Annotated in this window: 17 protein-coding genes; 13 read left to right on the forward strand and 4 right to left on the reverse strand. The window is 68.1% G+C overall.

Annotation, left to right across the window (positions count from 1 at the left end):
* Positions 1–2: 2 nt before the first annotated feature.
* Complete coding sequence (locus tag Q0044_RS03015) at positions 3–437, reverse strand: pilus assembly protein N-terminal domain-containing protein (protein ID WP_298159378.1); 435 nt, start codon at positions 435–437, stop codon at positions 3–5.
* 363 nt (positions 438–800) lie between these two features.
* On the opposite strand from Q0044_RS03015, the gene Q0044_RS03020 reads away from it, so the two are divergent.
* The 11 genes from Q0044_RS03020 to Q0044_RS03070 all read left to right on the forward strand — a co-directional run bounded on the left by Q0044_RS03020 (position 801) and on the right by Q0044_RS03070 (position 11,138).
* Positions 801–965, forward strand: coding sequence for a Flp family type IVb pilin (locus Q0044_RS03020; protein WP_298159380.1), 165 nt, complete (start codon positions 801–803; stop codon positions 963–965).
* A gap of 345 nt (positions 966–1,310) precedes the next feature.
* Positions 1,311–1,475, forward strand: coding sequence for a Flp family type IVb pilin (locus Q0044_RS03025; RefSeq protein ID WP_271084324.1), 165 nt, complete (start codon positions 1,311–1,313; stop codon positions 1,473–1,475).
* 286 nt (positions 1,476–1,761) lie between these two features.
* Positions 1,762–1,926 carry a Flp family type IVb pilin gene (locus Q0044_RS03030; RefSeq protein WP_298159386.1) on the forward strand — a complete coding sequence of 55 codons (165 nt, stop codon included), beginning with the start codon at positions 1,762–1,764 and terminating at the stop codon, positions 1,924–1,926.
* 114 nt (positions 1,927–2,040) lie between these two features.
* A complete protein-coding gene (locus tag Q0044_RS03035) occupies positions 2,041–2,553 on the forward strand; it encodes an A24 family peptidase (protein ID WP_298159389.1) in 513 nt (170 codons plus the stop codon).
* Positions 2,554–2,657: 104 nt separating this feature from the next.
* Positions 2,658–3,602 (forward strand): Flp pilus assembly protein CpaB, encoded by a 945-nt coding sequence (gene cpaB / locus Q0044_RS03040; RefSeq protein WP_298159391.1) that lies wholly within the window; start codon positions 2,658–2,660, stop codon positions 3,600–3,602.
* An 8-nt stretch (positions 3,603–3,610) separates the two neighbouring features.
* Positions 3,611–5,251 carry a type II and III secretion system protein family protein gene (locus Q0044_RS03045; protein ID WP_298159394.1) on the forward strand — a complete coding sequence of 547 codons (1,641 nt, stop codon included), beginning with the start codon at positions 3,611–3,613 and terminating at the stop codon, positions 5,249–5,251.
* Between the two features lie 8 nt (positions 5,252–5,259).
* Entirely contained in the window at positions 5,260–5,937 is a 678-nt protein-coding gene (locus tag Q0044_RS03050; RefSeq protein ID WP_298159397.1) for a CpaD family pilus assembly protein, read from the forward strand.
* A 6-nt stretch (positions 5,938–5,943) separates the two neighbouring features.
* The gene (locus Q0044_RS03055; RefSeq protein ID WP_298159399.1) at positions 5,944–7,485 is read left to right on the forward strand and encodes a CpaE/TadZ family protein; all 1,542 of its coding nucleotides are present in this window, start codon (positions 5,944–5,946) and stop codon (positions 7,483–7,485) included.
* Positions 7,486–7,488: 3 nt separating this feature from the next.
* A complete protein-coding gene (locus tag Q0044_RS03060; RefSeq protein WP_298159402.1) occupies positions 7,489–9,123 on the forward strand; it encodes a TadA family conjugal transfer-associated ATPase in 1,635 nt (544 codons plus the stop codon).
* Between the two features lie 5 nt (positions 9,124–9,128).
* Complete coding sequence (locus Q0044_RS03065) at positions 9,129–10,109, forward strand: type II secretion system F family protein (RefSeq protein WP_298159405.1); 981 nt, start codon at positions 9,129–9,131, stop codon at positions 10,107–10,109.
* A 9-nt stretch (positions 10,110–10,118) separates the two neighbouring features.
* Positions 10,119–11,138: a type II secretion system F family protein gene (locus Q0044_RS03070; RefSeq protein ID WP_298159408.1), complete on the forward strand. Its 1,020-nt coding sequence runs from the start codon at positions 10,119–10,121 to the stop codon at positions 11,136–11,138.
* A gap of 6 nt (positions 11,139–11,144) precedes the next feature.
* On the opposite strand, the gene Q0044_RS03075 is transcribed toward Q0044_RS03070, so the two are convergent.
* Both Q0044_RS03075 and Q0044_RS03080 read right to left on the reverse strand, forming a co-directional pair.
* Entirely contained in the window at positions 11,145–11,576 is a 432-nt protein-coding gene (locus Q0044_RS03075; RefSeq protein WP_298159410.1) for an SRPBCC domain-containing protein, read from the reverse strand.
* Between the two features lie 101 nt (positions 11,577–11,677).
* A complete protein-coding gene (locus tag Q0044_RS03080) occupies positions 11,678–12,967 on the reverse strand; it encodes an MFS transporter (RefSeq protein ID WP_298159412.1) in 1,290 nt (429 codons plus the stop codon).
* 104 nt (positions 12,968–13,071) lie between these two features.
* Here Q0044_RS03080 and Q0044_RS03085 point away from each other — a divergent pair, with 104 nt between their 5' ends.
* Positions 13,072–13,473 carry an SRPBCC family protein gene (locus Q0044_RS03085; RefSeq protein WP_298159415.1) on the forward strand — a complete coding sequence of 134 codons (402 nt, stop codon included), beginning with the start codon at positions 13,072–13,074 and terminating at the stop codon, positions 13,471–13,473.
* A gap of 190 nt (positions 13,474–13,663) precedes the next feature.
* Here the strand turns inward: Q0044_RS03085 and Q0044_RS03090 are convergent, their stop codons facing one another.
* The gene (locus tag Q0044_RS03090; RefSeq protein ID WP_298159418.1) at positions 13,664–14,008 is read right to left on the reverse strand and encodes a hypothetical protein; all 345 of its coding nucleotides are present in this window, start codon (positions 14,006–14,008) and stop codon (positions 13,664–13,666) included.
* Positions 14,009–14,101: 93 nt separating this feature from the next.
* Here Q0044_RS03090 and Q0044_RS03095 point away from each other — a divergent pair, with 93 nt between their 5' ends.
* On the forward strand, positions 14,102–15,421 hold the full coding sequence (locus Q0044_RS03095; protein ID WP_298159422.1) for an amidohydrolase: 1,320 nt from the start codon (positions 14,102–14,104) through the stop codon (positions 15,419–15,421).
* The last annotated feature ends 50 nt before the right edge of the window (positions 15,422–15,471 follow it).

Genomic DNA, 15,471 nt, shown 5'->3' on the forward strand with positions numbered 1-15,471 from the left:
GATCAGGGTGTCGGGGTCGAAGCTGCCGGGGCGGCACCCCCGCCGTTGCGGATGCTGGCGACGCAGGAGGCGGCGCAGGCCATTTCCGTCGCCTGGGCGCCGCGCCACACGCGGACCGATCCGGTCGATCCGCCGGTGACGACGATCTCGCCCTGGAAGATGGTGCGGCCGACGCCGTCGACCGCGACGACCTCGGTCACGCCATACCCCTTGCCCGTGACGAACAGGGTGTTGGCGTCCACCACTGTGACATCGGCGATGGCGGGGTTGCCGACGATGACCGAGGCGGCCGATCCCGTCAGACCGATGCGCGCCGAGCGGTCGATCTCGACGTTCAGGGTCTGGGCCCATGCCTGGGTCAGGGGGGCGGCCCCTGCGGCCAGCAGAAGGCCCGCGAGGAGGGTGGGGCGCAGCAGGGCGGCGATCGATCCGGCCATTCTTGGTTTCCTTCTAGCTGAACGGGCGCGCGCGAGGGCGAGGCGCGAAGATCGCCCCGAAACCTCTACAAATCCTGAAGTGAGAGACCGTCGGCTACGTTTCGTTCACAAGCCTGAACAAACAGGAGCAAATGAACTTGACGGCCGCCGCTCGTGTTTCCGGTTTGTTGAACGGCGGCGGGCCTTTGCTGCCGGAATGAACAGGTTCGGTCGAATTTCTATAGTAAACGATCCGGTAGCCATACCTTCTAGCCCGGCCTTAACAGGTCCGGCGCAATCTGTCCCTGCGTTTGGGGGACAAGCGGGCAACCGAGACTCCCAGCTATCGTTGCTCGCTTCACAGATTTCAAAAGGAAGATCACCATGACCAAGTTCGTTTCGCGTTTCGCCAAGGATGAGTCGGGCGCCACGGCCATTGAGTACGGCCTGATCGCGGCTCTGATCGCCGTCGTCATCATCGGCGCCGTGCAACTCGTCGGCACCAATCTGTCGGCCACGTTCGGCAAGGTCTCGGCCAAGCTCGGCTAAAAAACCCTCACGGGTCTTGAAAGCGGGGGCCGGCGCGGAAACGCGCCGGCCCCTTTGCGTTTTCCGATCCGGTCATCCCGGCGCACCGGACGTGCCCCGCTCCCGGCCTGCCGATGATCGATTCGATGGACTTTCAGGGTGTCGAGCCGGTCAGCGCTGAAGAGTATTTGCTGATGAACCGGACCGGCCAGGACCGCTTTTTACAATGAACAGCCGGGTAACCATGCCTTCTAGCCCGGCTTTAACGGGTCCCGGCCAATATGCCCATGCGTTTGGGGGACAAGCGGGCGACCGAGCCTCCCAGCCATCGTTGCTCGCTTCACAGATTTCAAAAGGAAGAACACCATGACCAAGTTCGTTTCGCGTTTCGTCAAGGACGAGTCGGGCGCCACGGCCATCGAGTACGGCCTGATCGCGGCTCTGATCGCCGTCGTCATCATCGGCGCCGTCCAGCTGGTCGGCACCAACCTGTCGGCCACGTTCGGCAAGGTCTCGGCCAAGCTCGGCTAAAAACCCTTACGGGTCTTGAAACAGGGGGCCGGCGCGGAAACGCGCCGGCCCTTTCGTTTTTCCGGCGGTCCGAAAGGGCTGCGAACCGGTCAGCGCTGGACCGTGTCTGCTGGGGTGACGGACCGACCTGGCCGGGTTTTCCAACAATTAACAGCCGGGTAACCATACCTTCTAGCCCGACCTTAAAGGGTCCGGTCCCAGATACCCCTGCGTCTCGGCGACAGGCGGCGGACCGTGCGTCCCGGCCGTCGTTGCTCGCTTCACAGACTGCACAAGGAACAAGCCCATGACCAAGTTCGTTTCGCGTTTCGCAAGGGACGAGTCGGGCGCAACGGCCATTGAGTACGGCCTGATCGCGGCCCTGATCGCCGTGGTCATCATCGGCGCCGTTCAGTTGGTCGGCACCAACCTGGGCAAGACGTTCGGCAAGGTTTCCGCCAAGCTCGGCTAGGTCCTGACGAATCCTGAAAGCGGGAGCCGTTGCGGAGACGCGCCGGCTCCATCGTTGTCCCGGCCGGGCCTTCGCGGCAACCCGGATTTAACCCGCTCCATGCAGGATGCCGTCATGGACCTCGTTTCACTCGCCCTTCTCAGCGTTCTGCCCGGTCTCGTCATTGCGGCGGCCCTGTCGGACCTGACGACGATGCGGATCCCGAACTGGCTCTCGGGATCGCTGATCGTCGGCTTCTTCCCGGCCGCCCTCGCCGTCGGCCTGCCGCTCGACGTTGTCGGACTGCATGGGGGTGTGGCCGTCATCGCCCTTCTGGTCGGGATGGGGCTGTTCGCATTGAGAGTCATCGGCGGCGGCGACGCCAAGCTGATCGCCGCGGCCTGCCTGTGGCTGGGCCCGTCCGCCTCCTTCGAGTTCATTCTCTGGACCGCCGTATTCGGCGGCCTGCTGTCGCTGGCCCTGATCGTCGCACGGCGCGATGTCGCGCCGCACATCGTCGGCGGCCCGGGCTGGGTCCACACCCTGCTCGAGACCAAGGGCGACATCCCCTACGGCATCGCCATCTGCATCGGCGCCCTGATGGCCTTCCCCTCAAGCGCCCTCCTGACGACCTTCGCCGCAGGCTGACACGCGTCGGCGTTTAGGGCCGCGTTAACCCGCGCCCGCCATGGTCGTTAACGGTAGGCCGTCCGCGTCACGATTCGCGCGCGCGGTCTCGCCGGAGACCGTCGATGAAGCCCGCCCGTATCGCCGTCATCTGCATCGCCGCCGTGGCCGCCATCGGTCTGGCCCTGGTCGTGCGCGCCATGGGATCGTCCTCGGGCGAGCCTGCGGCGGTCGCCGACGCCGCCGAACCCGCCCGCCCCATGGCCAAGGTCCTGGTCGCCGCCCGTGATCTCGCTCCCGGTCAACGCCTGACTGACGCGGATCTGGAGTGGAAGGACTGGCCTGCCGACGAGGTCAATCCCGCCTTCATCACGGACGGCTCCGTCCCGGTGCCCCAGGCCGAACCCGCCGACGGCGAGGAGGCCGCCGAGGCGCCGGCTGAAGACGAGGCGAAGCCTGAAGGGACGGTTGCCCGCGTCGCCCGCGCCGCCGAGGCCCTGACGAGCGGCGGGGCCAAGTCGGAGTATTTCGGATCGGTGGTTCGCGAGCCGATCCTGGCGGGAGAGCCCATAATCGGCCGCAAGATCGTTCGCGCCGGCGACAGCGGCTATATGGCCGCCTATCTGGAACCCGGCATGCGGGCCATGGCCATCGCCGTCTCGACCGAGACCGCCGCCGGCGGCTTCATCCTGCCGGGCGACCGGGTCGACGTCATCGTCACCGTGGAGCTGGAGGGGTCCTCGGAGGACGAGCCCAACCGCGCCAAGTTCGCCAGCCGCCTGGTGCTGCAGAACGTCAAGGTTCTGGCCATCGACCAGTCGACCCGCGCCGAGGACGACCAGCAGGCCGTGGTCGGCGCCACCGCCACCCTGGAAATCGCCCCCGGCGACACCGAGACCCTGGCCCTGGCCAAGGCGGCCGGGACCCTGTCCCTCACGCTGCGGTCCTATGCCGACACCGCGGGTCCCTCAGGCCGCGTTGGCGCCCCGGCCCGGGCGCCGGTCGCCAGCCGCCCGGCCACGGTGCGCATCTTCCGGGGCGGAGAACCCGAAGTGGTGAGCGTCCCATGAGCTCTCGCATGAACCGTATCGTCGCCCTGGCCTGCGCCGGCCTCGTGGTCGCCGGCGCCGCCGCGCCCGTGAGCGCCCAGACCTACGGCGCGCGGCAGACCGTGGCCGCCGGCTCGGGCCCGCAGCTGGTCAACCTGCCGCGCGGCACCTCCTTCGCCGTCGACCTGCCCGCCGATGCGCGGGACGTGATCGTGTCGAACCCGGCCGTGGCGGAGGCCAATGTGCATTCGCCGCGCCGCATCACCGTCATCGGCATCGCGCCCGGCGAAACCGACGCGGTCTTTCTCGACGCCGCCGGCCGCCAGATCCTGACCTTGCGCGTCCGTGTCGACGCCGGCACCTCGGCCCTTCAGGACACCCTGAGCCGCATCGCCCCCGGGGCCCAGGTCCACGCCGAGGCGGTCAACGACAGCATCATCCTGACGGGCATGGTCACCAGCGCCGCCGAGGCCGAACGGATCGTCTCGGTCGCCCGCGCCTTCGTTTCCGCGCCCGAGAAGGTGCTGAACATGCTCAGCGTCGCCGGCTCGGACCAGGTCACGCTGAGGGTTCGCGTGGTCGAGGTGCAGCGCAACGCCATCAAGCAGCTCGGGCTCGCCACCAACGTCGTCTACAATGACGGCAACTCGTCGATCGGATTCGGCCGGGGCAATACCTGGGGCGCGAACGGCAACTATCTGGGCGGCAACGGCCTCTGCTACGGCGAGAACAACGCCCGCACGACCAACTACGACAACCAGGTCCAGACCGGGTCGAACTCGACCAACGGCACGACCACGACCACCAGCAACGGCACGACCAACATCAACCAGGTGCAGGTCGGCATGGAAGGCGAACCGGGCACCTATTCGCTGGTCGGAACCGCCGTCACCGGCGCGATCACCAGCACACTCGGCAGCACGGTGACCAACGCAATCACCGGTCTGGCCCAGACGCTCTATTCGACGGTCACAGGCACCAACACCCAGAACTGCCTCGAGGCGTTCGAGCGCGTCGGCCTGGTGCGCACCCTGGCCGAGCCCAATCTGACGGCCGTCAACGGCGAGAGCGCCAGCTTCCTGGCCGGCGGCGAGTTCCCGGTGCCGATCGGTCGCGACCGCGACGGCAACCTGACCATCGAGTACAAGCCCTACGGCGTCAGCCTCGCCTTCCGGCCGATCGTCCTGTCGGGCGGAAACATCTCGCTGCAGGTCTCGATGGAGGTTTCCGAACTGTCCTCGACCGGCGGACTGACCATCGGCGCGGGCACGGTCTCGGCCATCTCCCTGCCGGGTCTCGGCGTCCGCCGCTCGGCCACCACGGTCGAACTGCCCTCGGGCGGGTCGATGATGATCGCGGGCCTGCTGCAGGAAAGCACCCGCCAGACGGTCGATTCCCTGCCCGGCGTGACCAGCCTGCCCGTGCTCGGCTCGCTGTTCCGGTCGCGGGACTATCTCTCGGGCGAGACCGAACTGGTGATGATCGTCGAGCCCTATATCGTCAGCCCGACCTCGCCCGGCCGGATGCAGACGCCGGCCGACGGCCTGCGCATCGCCAACGACGCCCAGACCATCTTCTTCGGCCAGTTGAACCAGGCCTATGGATCCCCCGCCCCCACCGCCTCGCCCTCGGCCGGATGGCAGGGCCCCGTCGGCTATGTGATCGAGTGAGCGCCGCCATGACCCGTTCTTCCCTGATCGTGCTCGCCTCGGCGATCCTGCTGGCCGGGCCTCTGGCCGCCTGCGGCGGCGCCGCCGGTCCGGGTCCGATCCCCCTGACCCCGACCTCGCGTTTCGCCCTCCAGATCGAGCCCGGCATCGATCGCGTGGCCTTCGCCGTGCACGAGACGGGTCTGTCCGAAAACCAGACTCTGGCCTTGGGCGATATGGTTAATCGCTTCGCCAGCGAAGGCGCGCCCATGCTGACGGTCGAGGCCCCGTCGGGCGACGACCCGGTCTCCTCGGACATCGCCTGGCGGATCAAGGGCGCCCTCGAAGCCCAGGGCGTGCCGCCCTACCAGGTGCGGGTCGTGACCTATGTCGCCCCCGATCCCCGCGCCCCTGTGCTGGTCGGGTTCGACACCGTCCGCGCCGCCGTGCCCCAGTGCGGGACCAGCTGGACCAATCTCGGCCGCACCGGCGCGAACGCCGGCTACGCCAACTTCGGCTGCGCGGTGAACGCCAACCTCGCCGCCCAGATCGCCGATCCCCGGGACATCGTTTCGCCGCGCGCCATCCAGCCGGGCAGCGCCGCGCGCCGGGCCGTGGTGTTCGACAAATACCGGCTGGGCGAGCCGACGGCGGCGACGCGCGAGCCCATGATCGAGAACGAGCGCGTCTCGAATGCGGTGGACTGACGCGACATGACCAACGCCTTCGCTTCGCGCCCCTTCGACGACCTCGACGACGAGTTCGACGCAGATCTTGACTTCATGCCGCCCGCTGCGCCCGTCGAGGGCGGCGACATCAATCCGCGCGAGCCCCTGCAGTTCACGGCGCCCGGCGTCCCGACGCCGGTTCCAGCGCCGACGCCGGCTCCGGTCCCGGCCGATCCGGTCGTGGCCCACCCCGGCCTGCCCGTCACCCAGGGGCCGGGACCCGCGCCCGGATACAATCCCGTGGGTGAACTGGTCGCCGGCGCCTCGGCCGCCCTGGCGCCGCAGCCGGCCGGGCTGCAGGTCGAGGTGACGGTTCCCCGGATCGCGATCCATGTCTTCGCCGAGCGTCAGGACACCCTCGCCGCCGCGGAGCGCGCGGGTCAGGACCGGCGCATGTCCCGCGCCACGACCCAGATCCGCGTGGGCGGCATCCCGGGCGCCCTTGAGGCCTATGCCCACGAGCCGACTCCGCCCCTGATCATCGTCGAATGCCTGCAGGATCCGCAGACCCTGCTGTGGCAGGTCGACCGCCTCGCCGAGGTTTGCGACGCCGGCACCAAGGTCGTCGTCATCGGCGCGACCAACGACATCATCCTGTTCCGCGAGCTGATGAAGCGGGGGGTCAGCGAATATCTTGTCGCCCCGATCCAGCCGCTGCAGCTGATCGCCGCCATCGGCGGACTGTTCTCCGACCCGGCCCAGCCGTTCGTCGGCCGCTCCATCGCCTTCGTCGGGGCCCGGGGCGGGGCCGGAGCCTCCTCGGTCGCTCACAACACCGCCTATGCAATGTCGGAGCGGATCGGCGCCAATACGGTGATCGTCGACTACGACCTGCCGTTCGGCACCGCCGGTCTCGACTTCAATCAGGATCCACTGTCGGGCATCGCCGAGGCCCTGGGTCAGCCCGACCGGCTGGACGCCCTCCTGCTGGACCGGATGATGGTCCGCTGCACCGACAAGCTGTCGCTGTTCGCCGCGCCCGCCACGCTGGACAGCGACTGGGACATCTCGCCGGACGCCTTCGAGGAGGTGACCAGCCAGATCCGCGGGACCGCGCCCTTCGTGGTGCTGGATCTGCCGCACATCTGGACCGGATGGATGCGCAAGACCCTGATCTCGGCCGATGAGGTCGTGGTCGTAGCGACGCCCGACCTGGCCAGCCTGCGCAACGCCAAGAACATGATCGACCTGATCCGCTCGGGTCGCCCGAACGATGCGCCACCCCGTCTGGTGCTCAACCAGGTCGGCGTGCCGGGCCGTCCGGAAATACCGGCCAAGGATTTCGGCGCGGCCCTGGGCATTCATCCCAGCCTGTCCATTCCCTTCGATGCGAAGCTGTTCGGCGCGGCGGCCAACAACGGCCAGATGATCCTGGACGCCGGCGGCAAGTCCAAGGCCGCAGACGCCTTCCAGACCCTGGCCCAGATCGTCTCGCGCCGGGAACTGCCGATGCTGGCGGCCCCCGGCAAGGCGGCCAAGGGCGAGTCGAAGTCGATGTTCGCCGGCCTGTTCAAGAAGAAGACCTGACGGGTGTTCGGAAAGCGTACATCCCAGCCCGGCGGCGTGGCGGTCGAGCCGAGGCCCGCCCCCGCGCCTCCGCCTCAACCGGACGAGGCGTTCGACGACGGCTTCCCGCCGCAGCCGGCGCAGGGCCATCAGACCCAGGCCTTCGCCTTCAACGCCGAGGCTCCGCCCGCAGAGGCCGGGTTCGCCCACACCTCGGGTCGCGGGGCCTCCGCGCCGCCGTCGCCGGCCGCCGACCGGCTGGACGCGCTCGCCGCCCGACCCAAGGCCGCCGCCCCGCCGCTGAACGCCGGTCCCGGCCCCAAGGCCACCCCGGGCTTCGAGCAGCTGAAGAAGGCCCAGGCGGTCGCCGAGATCGTCCGCGAGCAGAGCGACTACTACCACGCCACGAAGACGACGATCTTCAACGCGCTGATGAACACCATCGACCTGGCCCAGCTGGCGCAGCTGGAGACCAAGGCGGCCTCCGAAGAGATCCGCGACATCGTCGCCGAACTCGTGGCGATCAAGAACGTCTCCATGTCGGTGGCCGAGCAGGAGCACCTGGTCCAGGACATCGTCAACGACGTCCTCGGCTACGGTCCGCTGGAACCACTGCTGGGCCGCGACGACATCGCCGACATCATGGTCAACGGCGCCGGCCGGGTCTTCATCGAGGTGAACGGCAAGGTCCAGCTGACCAACGTCCGGTTCCGCGACAACACCCAGCTGATGAACATCTGCCAGCGGATCGTGTCCCAGGTCGGCCGCCGTGTGGACGAGAGTTCGCCGATCTGCGACGCCCGCCTGCCCGACGGCAGCCGCGTCAACGTCATCGCCCCGCCGCTGGCCATCGACGGCGCGACCCTGACGATCCGGAAGTTCAAAAAAGACAAGCTGACGATGAAGAACCTGGTGGAGTACGCCTCCATCAGCCCGGAAGGGGCCCGCGTCCTCGGCGTGATCGGCGCCTGCCGCTGCAACATCGTCATCTCGGGCGGCACGGGTTCGGGCAAGACGACCCTGCTGAACACCCTGACCGCCTTCATCGACCCGACCGAGCGCGTCATCACCTGCGAGGACGCCGCCGAACTTCAGCTGCAGCAGCCGCATGTGGTGCGGCTGGAAACCCGCCCGCCCAACCTCGAGGGCCAGGGCACGATCACCATGCGGGATCTGGTCAAGAACTGCCTGCGGATGCGTCCCGAGCGGATCATCGTCGGCGAGGTGCGCGGCCCCGAAGCCTTCGACCTGCTGCAGGCCATGAACACCGGCCACGACGGCTCGATGGGCACGCTGCACGCCAACTCCCCGCGCGAGGCCATCAGCCGGATGGAATCGATGATCACCATGGGCGGCTACGGCCTGCCGTCGCGGACGATCCGCGAGATGATCGTCGGCTCGGTCGACGTCATTATCCAGGCGGCCCGTCTGCGCGACGGCTCGCGTCGCATCACCCACATCACCGAGGTGGTGGGTCTGGAAGGCGATGTGATCGTGACCCAGGACCTGTTCGTCTACGAGATCACCGGCGAGGACGAGAACGGCAAGATCGTCGGCCGCCACCGCTCGACCGGCATCGCCCGGCCCCGCTTCTGGGACCGCGCCCGCTACTACGGCCTCGAGCGCGAGCTGGCCGAAGCCCTGGACGCGGCGGAGTAGGCGAGATGCTCCCGATCCTCGCGGCCGTCCTGGCCTTCATCACCATCGGCGGCCTCGGCTGGGCCTTCGTCGGCGGCGACGATTCCAGCGGCCAGGCCCTGAAACGCGCCGAGGGCTTCACCTCGCCCGCGACGCGCAACGCCCGGGCCAAGGCGGCCAAGGCCGAGGCCAATACGCCGGAGGCCCGGCGCAAGGTGATCGAGCTTCAGCTCAAGGAGGCCGACCGCAAGGAGCGCAAGGCCCGCATGACGATGGCGGCCAAGCTGAAACACGCCGGCCTGGCCATGACGATCAAGACCTTCACGATCATCAGCATCGCAGCAGGGGTCGTCGTCTTCCTGCTGGCCTTCCTGTTCGGGCCCAACGTCTTCGTCGCCCTGGGGGCGGGCCTGGTGGCCGGCCTGGGCCTGCCGCGCTGGGTCGTGGGCTTCATCGGCAAGAGCCGGATGAAGAAGTTCGCGGCCGAGTTCCCCAACGCCGTCGACGTCATCGTGCGCGGGATCAAGACCGGCCTGCCGGTCCACGACTGTTTCAAGATCATCGGCAAGGAGAGCCCGGCTCCGCTCGGTCCGGAGTTCCAGAAGCTGGTCGAGGGGCTGGGCGTCGGTCTGACCCTGTCGCAGGCCCTGGACCGGATGTACGAGCGGATGCCGACACCGGAGCTGAAATTCTTCGCCATCGTCATCGCCATCCAGCAGAAGACCGGCGGCAACCTGGCCGAGGCGCTGGGCAATCTGTCGACCGTGCTGCGGGCGCGGCGGATGATGGGCGAGAAGATCAAGGCCCTGTCGTCCGAGGCCGTGGCCTCGGCCGGCATCATCGGCTCCATGCCGCCCGTGGTCATGATTCTCGTGTCGATCACCACCCCCAGCTACATGCTGCTGATGTTCACCGACTTCCGCGGCCAGATCATGCTGCTGTGCGGAGGCACCTGGATGGCGATCGGCATCTTCGTGATGAAGCGCATGATCTCGTTCAAGTTCTAGGAGGGCGACATGGAATCCATCATGCGCGCCATCGTCGAGCCGGTGAACCTGATCAGCGGCCTGGTGGCCCTGCTCGTCTTCGCCACGGTCCTGACCCTGCTCGGCGGCATGGGTAGCGGCGTGGCGCTCGAAAAGCGCATGAAGGGCGTCGCCGTCCGTCGCGACGAGCTCAAGCGTCGTTCGCGTCAGGCCATCGCGGCCGGCGGGGGCGGTCTCCGCCACACGGACGACGGGTTCAAGAAGACGGTCGTCGACCGCCTGAACCTGACCAAGATGCTGGAGGACCCCAAGGTCGCCGAACAGATGTCCCAGGCCGGCTTCCGCGGGCCGCGGCCGCTGACGACCTTCTACTTCTTCCGTTTCGCCTCGCCGTTCATCGGCTTCCTGGTCACGGGCATCTACATCTTCTTCGTCAACGACTTCGGCCAGCCGCTGATGGTCAAGGTGGCGATCGTCATGGCAGGCGCCGTGGGAGGGTTCTACGCCCCGAACATGTTCCTCCAGAACGTCATCGCCAAGCGCAAGCAGTCGATCATGGAGGCCTTCCCTGACGCGCTCGACCTGATGCTGATCTGCGTCGAGGCGGGCATGTCGATCGAGTCGGCGATCGTGAAGGTGGCCCAGGAGATCGGGACCAACTCCATCGCCCTGGCCGAGGAACTCAGCCTGCTGTCGGCCGAGCTCAGCTATCTGCCCGAGCGCCGCATGGCCTATGAGGGCCTCGCCAAACGGACCAACCATCCGGGCGTCCGCGCCGTCGCGACCGCCATGGTCCAGGCCGAACAGTACGGCACGCCGCTGGGCTCGGCGCTGCGGACGATGGCCAAGGAAAACCGCGAACTGCGCCTGTCGGCGGCGGAGAAGAAGGCCGCGGCCCTTCCGGCCCAGCTGACCGTGCCGATGATCCTGTTCTTCCTGCCGGTGCTGTTCACCGTCATCCTCGGTCCGGCGATCATCAAAATCCAGGACACCATGGCCTCCAACGCGGCCAAGGACGTGCCCCGGGCGGAACAGGGCGCCGAGAAGTAGCCGGGTCTAGAGGCTGTCGACCTTCAGTCGCAGCGCCTCGCCGATCGCTTCGCAGGCCGTCCGGATCGTCTTCCTGTGCCTGTCGTGGAAGCCTTCGCCGCGGAAGCCGGAGAAGATGAAGCCGTTGGCGATGATGCAGCTGCCGGGCTCCAGCTCCTCGATCTCGTAGTAGCGGACCACGTTGAACAGCCAGCCGCGCTTCTCGGTCCAGACCAGCTGGGCGTTCGGCTGCCAGTCGGCGACGCGGCCGATGACCTGACGCCCGGGCAGGCCGTCGATGGATTCAGTCAGGTTGATCTGGCCGCCGAAGGCGATGGTTCCGCTGACGCCGGTCTCGACCGGGTTCCAGCTGTCCCAGCCCGGCAGGTCGGCGATGACCTCCCAGATTCTGTCGGAAGGGGCGCGGACGCCGACGCGTTTTTCGATCTTGAAGGTCATGCTGACGATTTCGCAAGCCGGTTGAAACGACGCAAGCCCGACCGGCCCGGAAGACGGCCGTCGTTTGCGGCGTGGCCGGTCGATGCCTGACGCCGCGCCCCCTACCGGTTGCCTTCAGGTCCCGGCTGGGAGGCGGGCGGTGCGTCGGGCGGGGGGTTGTCCTCGACGCCGGGCGTGGGGTCGAAGCGCAGCACCGGACTGAGGAAGGCTAGGGCGACCGCGACCAGAAGTAGCAGGGCGTTGCCCGCGAACGGCGCCCATTCGGCCATCTCGTACAGGGCGACCCCCGCGACCGGCGGAGCGAGGAAGCCGATCCCCGCCAGCGACATCATCAGGCCCGCGACCGCGCCCTGCTCGTGCGGCCTGACCGCGATCGAGGAGCCGGCCGTGAAGCCGGGTCGGGCGAATCCGACCCCCATGGAGACGATGGCGTAGCCCACGACGACGCCGTAGTAGCCCGGCGCCCCGATGCTCACGAGATTGCCGAGCAGGGCGAGCGCGGCGCCCCAGCGCATCAGTTCGCGCGGCTGCAACTTCAGCAGCGGGATCAGCCCCCACTGGACCATCAGGGTCGCGGCGGCGCCGGCGAACATCGCCACGGCGATGAAGGGTTGGGCCTGACGCACCTCCAGCCCGGTCGCGGCCATCTCGTCGATGATGTGGAAGCCCAGGACCGAGATGTTCACGGCCTGGGCGCCGGTGACGAGGATGCCGTAGATCAGGAAATCCCGGACGCGACGGTCGCGCCACAGCCCCTTGTCGCCGCGATCGCCGCTGGGCGAGGGCCGCCGCACGACCTCGCCGCTGGGGAGTTTGCGCCAGACGACGATCAGCACGATCAGCCCCAGCAGGGCGTAGGCGTACATCGGTCCCGCCAGACCGACGAGCGGCAGGATGAAGATCGGGGAGATCACCGGACCGATCACCGTCCCCAGCCCCTGGGCCGAGGCCAGAAGCGACATGGCCTGGGTCCTCTGTTCCGGACTGGTGCGGTCGGCGACATAGGCCTGGGACGCGATCGGCGAGGCGGAGCCGAAGACGCCGTAGATGGTCCGCGCCGTCGCCATCAGGACGAAGGCGACGATCGCCCCGAGCCAGCCTTCTATGCCCGAGGTTGCGGCCAGGCCGAAGCCGGTCATCGACACGACGAATCCGGTCAGGCCGATGAGAATCACCTTCTTGCGTCCGATCCTGTCGGACCACCGGGCCCAGACCGGCGAAGCGATCGTCCACATCAGGGCGGAGATGGCGAAGGCGCCCGCGACCAGGGTGTCGGACAGCTGGAACTCGCGTCCGATCGCCGGCAGCACCGACTGCAGTCCCATGTTCCCCGCCGTCGCGATCAGGCTGACGGCGAACAGGATCATGAAGGCGGGGGATCGGGGAGACATTCGGGATGCATAGCCTGATCCGCTCCCTTCGGGGAGGATTTGGTCCGAAAGCCGCGAGACATCAGACGACGGGTTCGCCACCTTGCAGCGAACGGGAGACAGACATGGCTACAATCCATATCGAGCGGATCATCCAGGCGCCGGCGGATTTCGTCTGGGACCGGCTGCGCGACTTCGGCGCCCTGCACACCCGGGTCGCGCCGGACTTCATCCTCGACACTGTGGTGGAGGGCGACGTCCGTACCGTCACCTTCCACGGCGGCCTCGTGATGCGAGAGCGACTGATCGCCATCGACGACGAGCATCGCCGCATCGTCTATTCGATCCTCGCCGACCTGTTCGAACACCACAGCGCCTCGAACGCCCTCGTGCCGGAAGGCGAGGACCGGTGCCGGTTCATCTGGATCGTGGACTTCCTCCCGGACGAACCGAAGGCGCGGATCGAGGCCATGATGAACGCCGGGGCCGACGCCATCAAAGCCGCGATGGAGAAGGCGGTGGGTTGACGACAGTAGTCCCTTCTCCCCTTGTGGGAGAAGGTGGCAGCCGAAGGCTGACGGATGAGGGGTCGTGCGGGCGGCTGGAATTAGGACCATGCGAACGGTCTGAGCCGGTGCGACCCCTCACCCGATCGCGCGAGGATGACGGCTCCGCCGCCGTGCGCGATCTCCCTCTCCCGCAAGGGGAGAGGGTCGGTCAGATCACCGTCAGCGTCGGTTTCAGCCGTCGTCCGTCGTCGAGACGCAGCCGCGCCTTGACCTCGAACAGGTCGGCGCCGACCGGGACGATCAGCAGGGCCTTGGGCTCCGCCGCATTGACGCAAACGACCGCATTTTTCGGACAGATGTCGAAACAGGCCGTTTCGATCACGGCCAGCTCGGCCTTGCGGCCCTTGCCGTCGCCGGGCTTCAGATACTTCTTCAGCGCCTTCTTCAGGCTCTTGTCGCCGTGCGGGCCGAAGCCGCCGTCGAGCTTCTTCTGGCACTTCTTGCAGACCAGGACGACATCGCGCCATTTCGTCTTCGAGGTCTTGATGGCCATGACCTGATGTCGGTCAAGGCGCGGCGTTACGCAAGTCGCTTGCGTCCGGTCGTCGGGCGCCGCCATCATCGGCGGACCTTCCCGGGAGCCTTCATGATCCGCACCGCCCGCCTCATCGCCTTCGGCGCCGCCGCCCTGACCCTGCTGACCGCGCCCGCCTCGGCCCAGACCGTCCCTGCCGCCGATATCGCCTCGGCGGCGCAAGGGGTGGAGGCGGACGTGATCGCCTGGCGCCGCGACCTGCACGCCCATCCGGAACTGGGCTTCGCCGAGACGCGCACGGCCGCCTTCGTCGCCGGACATCTGCGCGAAATGGGTCTCGAGGTGCGCGAGGGCGTCGGACGGACCGGCGTCGTCGGCGTGCTGCGCGGGACGGGATCCGGGCCGCAGCATGTCGTGGCCCTGCGCGCCGATATGGACGCCCTGCCGGTGCTGGAGGCGACAGGCCTGCCGTTCGCCTCGACCGCGACCGGGACCTATCAGGGCCAGACCGTGCCGGTCGCCCACGCGTGCGGACACGACGCCCATGTCGCCATGCTGCTGGGCGCCGCGCGGGTGCTGAGCGGGATGAAGGACCGGTTCTCGGGGACCGTCGTGTTTCTCTTCCAGCCGGCCGAGGAGGGGGCGCCTCCGGGTGAGCCGCTGGGCGGCGCCCGGCTGATGATCCAGGACGGGGCGCTGGAGAATCCGAAGGTCGAGGCGATCTTCGGCCTGCATGTCGTGCCGGGCCGGGCGGGGACGGTCTTCTACCGGCCGCAGGGCTTCATGGCTGCGTCCGACCGGGTCGATATCACCCTGCACGGTCGCCAGACCCACGGTGCCTGGCCGTGGCGCGGCATCGACGTGATCGCCGTGGCCGGTCAGGTGATCCAGACGGTCAACACCCTGACGGCGCGGACCATCGATCCGACCACCACCCCGACCGTCTTCACCATCGCCACGGTCCAGGCCGGCGTCCGCTACAACATCATCCCCGAGGAGGCGGTGCTGTCGGGCACGCTGCGCACCTTCGACGTGGCCCAGCGCGACGACCTGGTGACGCGCGCCGAGGCGGCGATCGACCATGTGGCCGCCGCCTATGGCGCCACCGCCGACTTCTCGATCCGTCAGAACGCCGCCCTGGTGTTCAACAACGAAGACCTGTCCGCCTGGCTGGCCCCGGTCCTGACCGAGGCCGCGGGCGAGGGGAACGTCAATCCGGCGACCCCGCCGACCACGGTGGCCGAGGACTTCTCCTATTTCCAGAACGAGGTCCCGGGGGTCTTCTATCATCTGGGCGGCACAGCCGACGGAGTCGATCCGGCGACGACGGCGCCGAACCATTCGCCCCAGTTCGACGTCAACGAGGACGTCCTGGTCCTGGGGGTGAAGACCCACGCCCTGTCGGCCTTGCGCTTCCTGGAGCGGGAATAGGGTCAACGGCGCGTTCGCCATAGTCGTATACGGACGTTCAACACAGCCGG

It is taken from the genome of Brevundimonas sp., assembly GCF_027484365.1.
GTDB lineage: Bacteria > Pseudomonadota > Alphaproteobacteria > Caulobacterales > Caulobacteraceae > Brevundimonas.

What these genes read in the sequence shown, in the direction of transcription:
- Q0044_RS03015 (WP_298159378.1), bottom strand. Translation starts at nt 437, where the DNA reads ATGGCCGGATCGATCGCCGCCCTGCTGCGCCCCACCCTCCTCGCGGGC.
- Q0044_RS03020 (WP_298159380.1), top strand. Translation starts at nt 801, where the DNA reads ATGACCAAGTTCGTTTCGCGTTTCGCCAAGGATGAGTCGGGCGCCACG.
- Q0044_RS03025 (WP_271084324.1), top strand. Translation starts at nt 1,311, where the DNA reads ATGACCAAGTTCGTTTCGCGTTTCGTCAAGGACGAGTCGGGCGCCACG.
- Q0044_RS03030 (WP_298159386.1), top strand. Translation starts at nt 1,762, where the DNA reads ATGACCAAGTTCGTTTCGCGTTTCGCAAGGGACGAGTCGGGCGCAACG.
- Q0044_RS03035 (WP_298159389.1), top strand. Translation starts at nt 2,041, where the DNA reads ATGGACCTCGTTTCACTCGCCCTTCTCAGCGTTCTGCCCGGTCTCGTC.
- cpaB (WP_298159391.1), top strand. Translation starts at nt 2,658, where the DNA reads ATGAAGCCCGCCCGTATCGCCGTCATCTGCATCGCCGCCGTGGCCGCC.
- Q0044_RS03045 (WP_298159394.1), top strand. Translation starts at nt 3,611, where the DNA reads ATGAACCGTATCGTCGCCCTGGCCTGCGCCGGCCTCGTGGTCGCCGGC.
- Q0044_RS03050 (WP_298159397.1), top strand. Translation starts at nt 5,260, where the DNA reads ATGACCCGTTCTTCCCTGATCGTGCTCGCCTCGGCGATCCTGCTGGCC.
- Q0044_RS03055 (WP_298159399.1), top strand. Translation starts at nt 5,944, where the DNA reads ATGACCAACGCCTTCGCTTCGCGCCCCTTCGACGACCTCGACGACGAG.
- Q0044_RS03065 (WP_298159405.1), top strand. Translation starts at nt 9,129, where the DNA reads ATGCTCCCGATCCTCGCGGCCGTCCTGGCCTTCATCACCATCGGCGGC.
- Q0044_RS03070 (WP_298159408.1), top strand. Translation starts at nt 10,119, where the DNA reads ATGGAATCCATCATGCGCGCCATCGTCGAGCCGGTGAACCTGATCAGC.
- Q0044_RS03075 (WP_298159410.1), bottom strand. Translation starts at nt 11,576, where the DNA reads ATGACCTTCAAGATCGAAAAACGCGTCGGCGTCCGCGCCCCTTCCGAC.
- Q0044_RS03080 (WP_298159412.1), bottom strand. Translation starts at nt 12,967, where the DNA reads ATGTCTCCCCGATCCCCCGCCTTCATGATCCTGTTCGCCGTCAGCCTG.
- Q0044_RS03085 (WP_298159415.1), top strand. Translation starts at nt 13,072, where the DNA reads ATGGCTACAATCCATATCGAGCGGATCATCCAGGCGCCGGCGGATTTC.
- Q0044_RS03090 (WP_298159418.1), bottom strand. Translation starts at nt 14,008, where the DNA reads ATGGCCATCAAGACCTCGAAGACGAAATGGCGCGATGTCGTCCTGGTC.
- Q0044_RS03095 (WP_298159422.1), top strand. Translation starts at nt 14,102, where the DNA reads ATGATCCGCACCGCCCGCCTCATCGCCTTCGGCGCCGCCGCCCTGACC.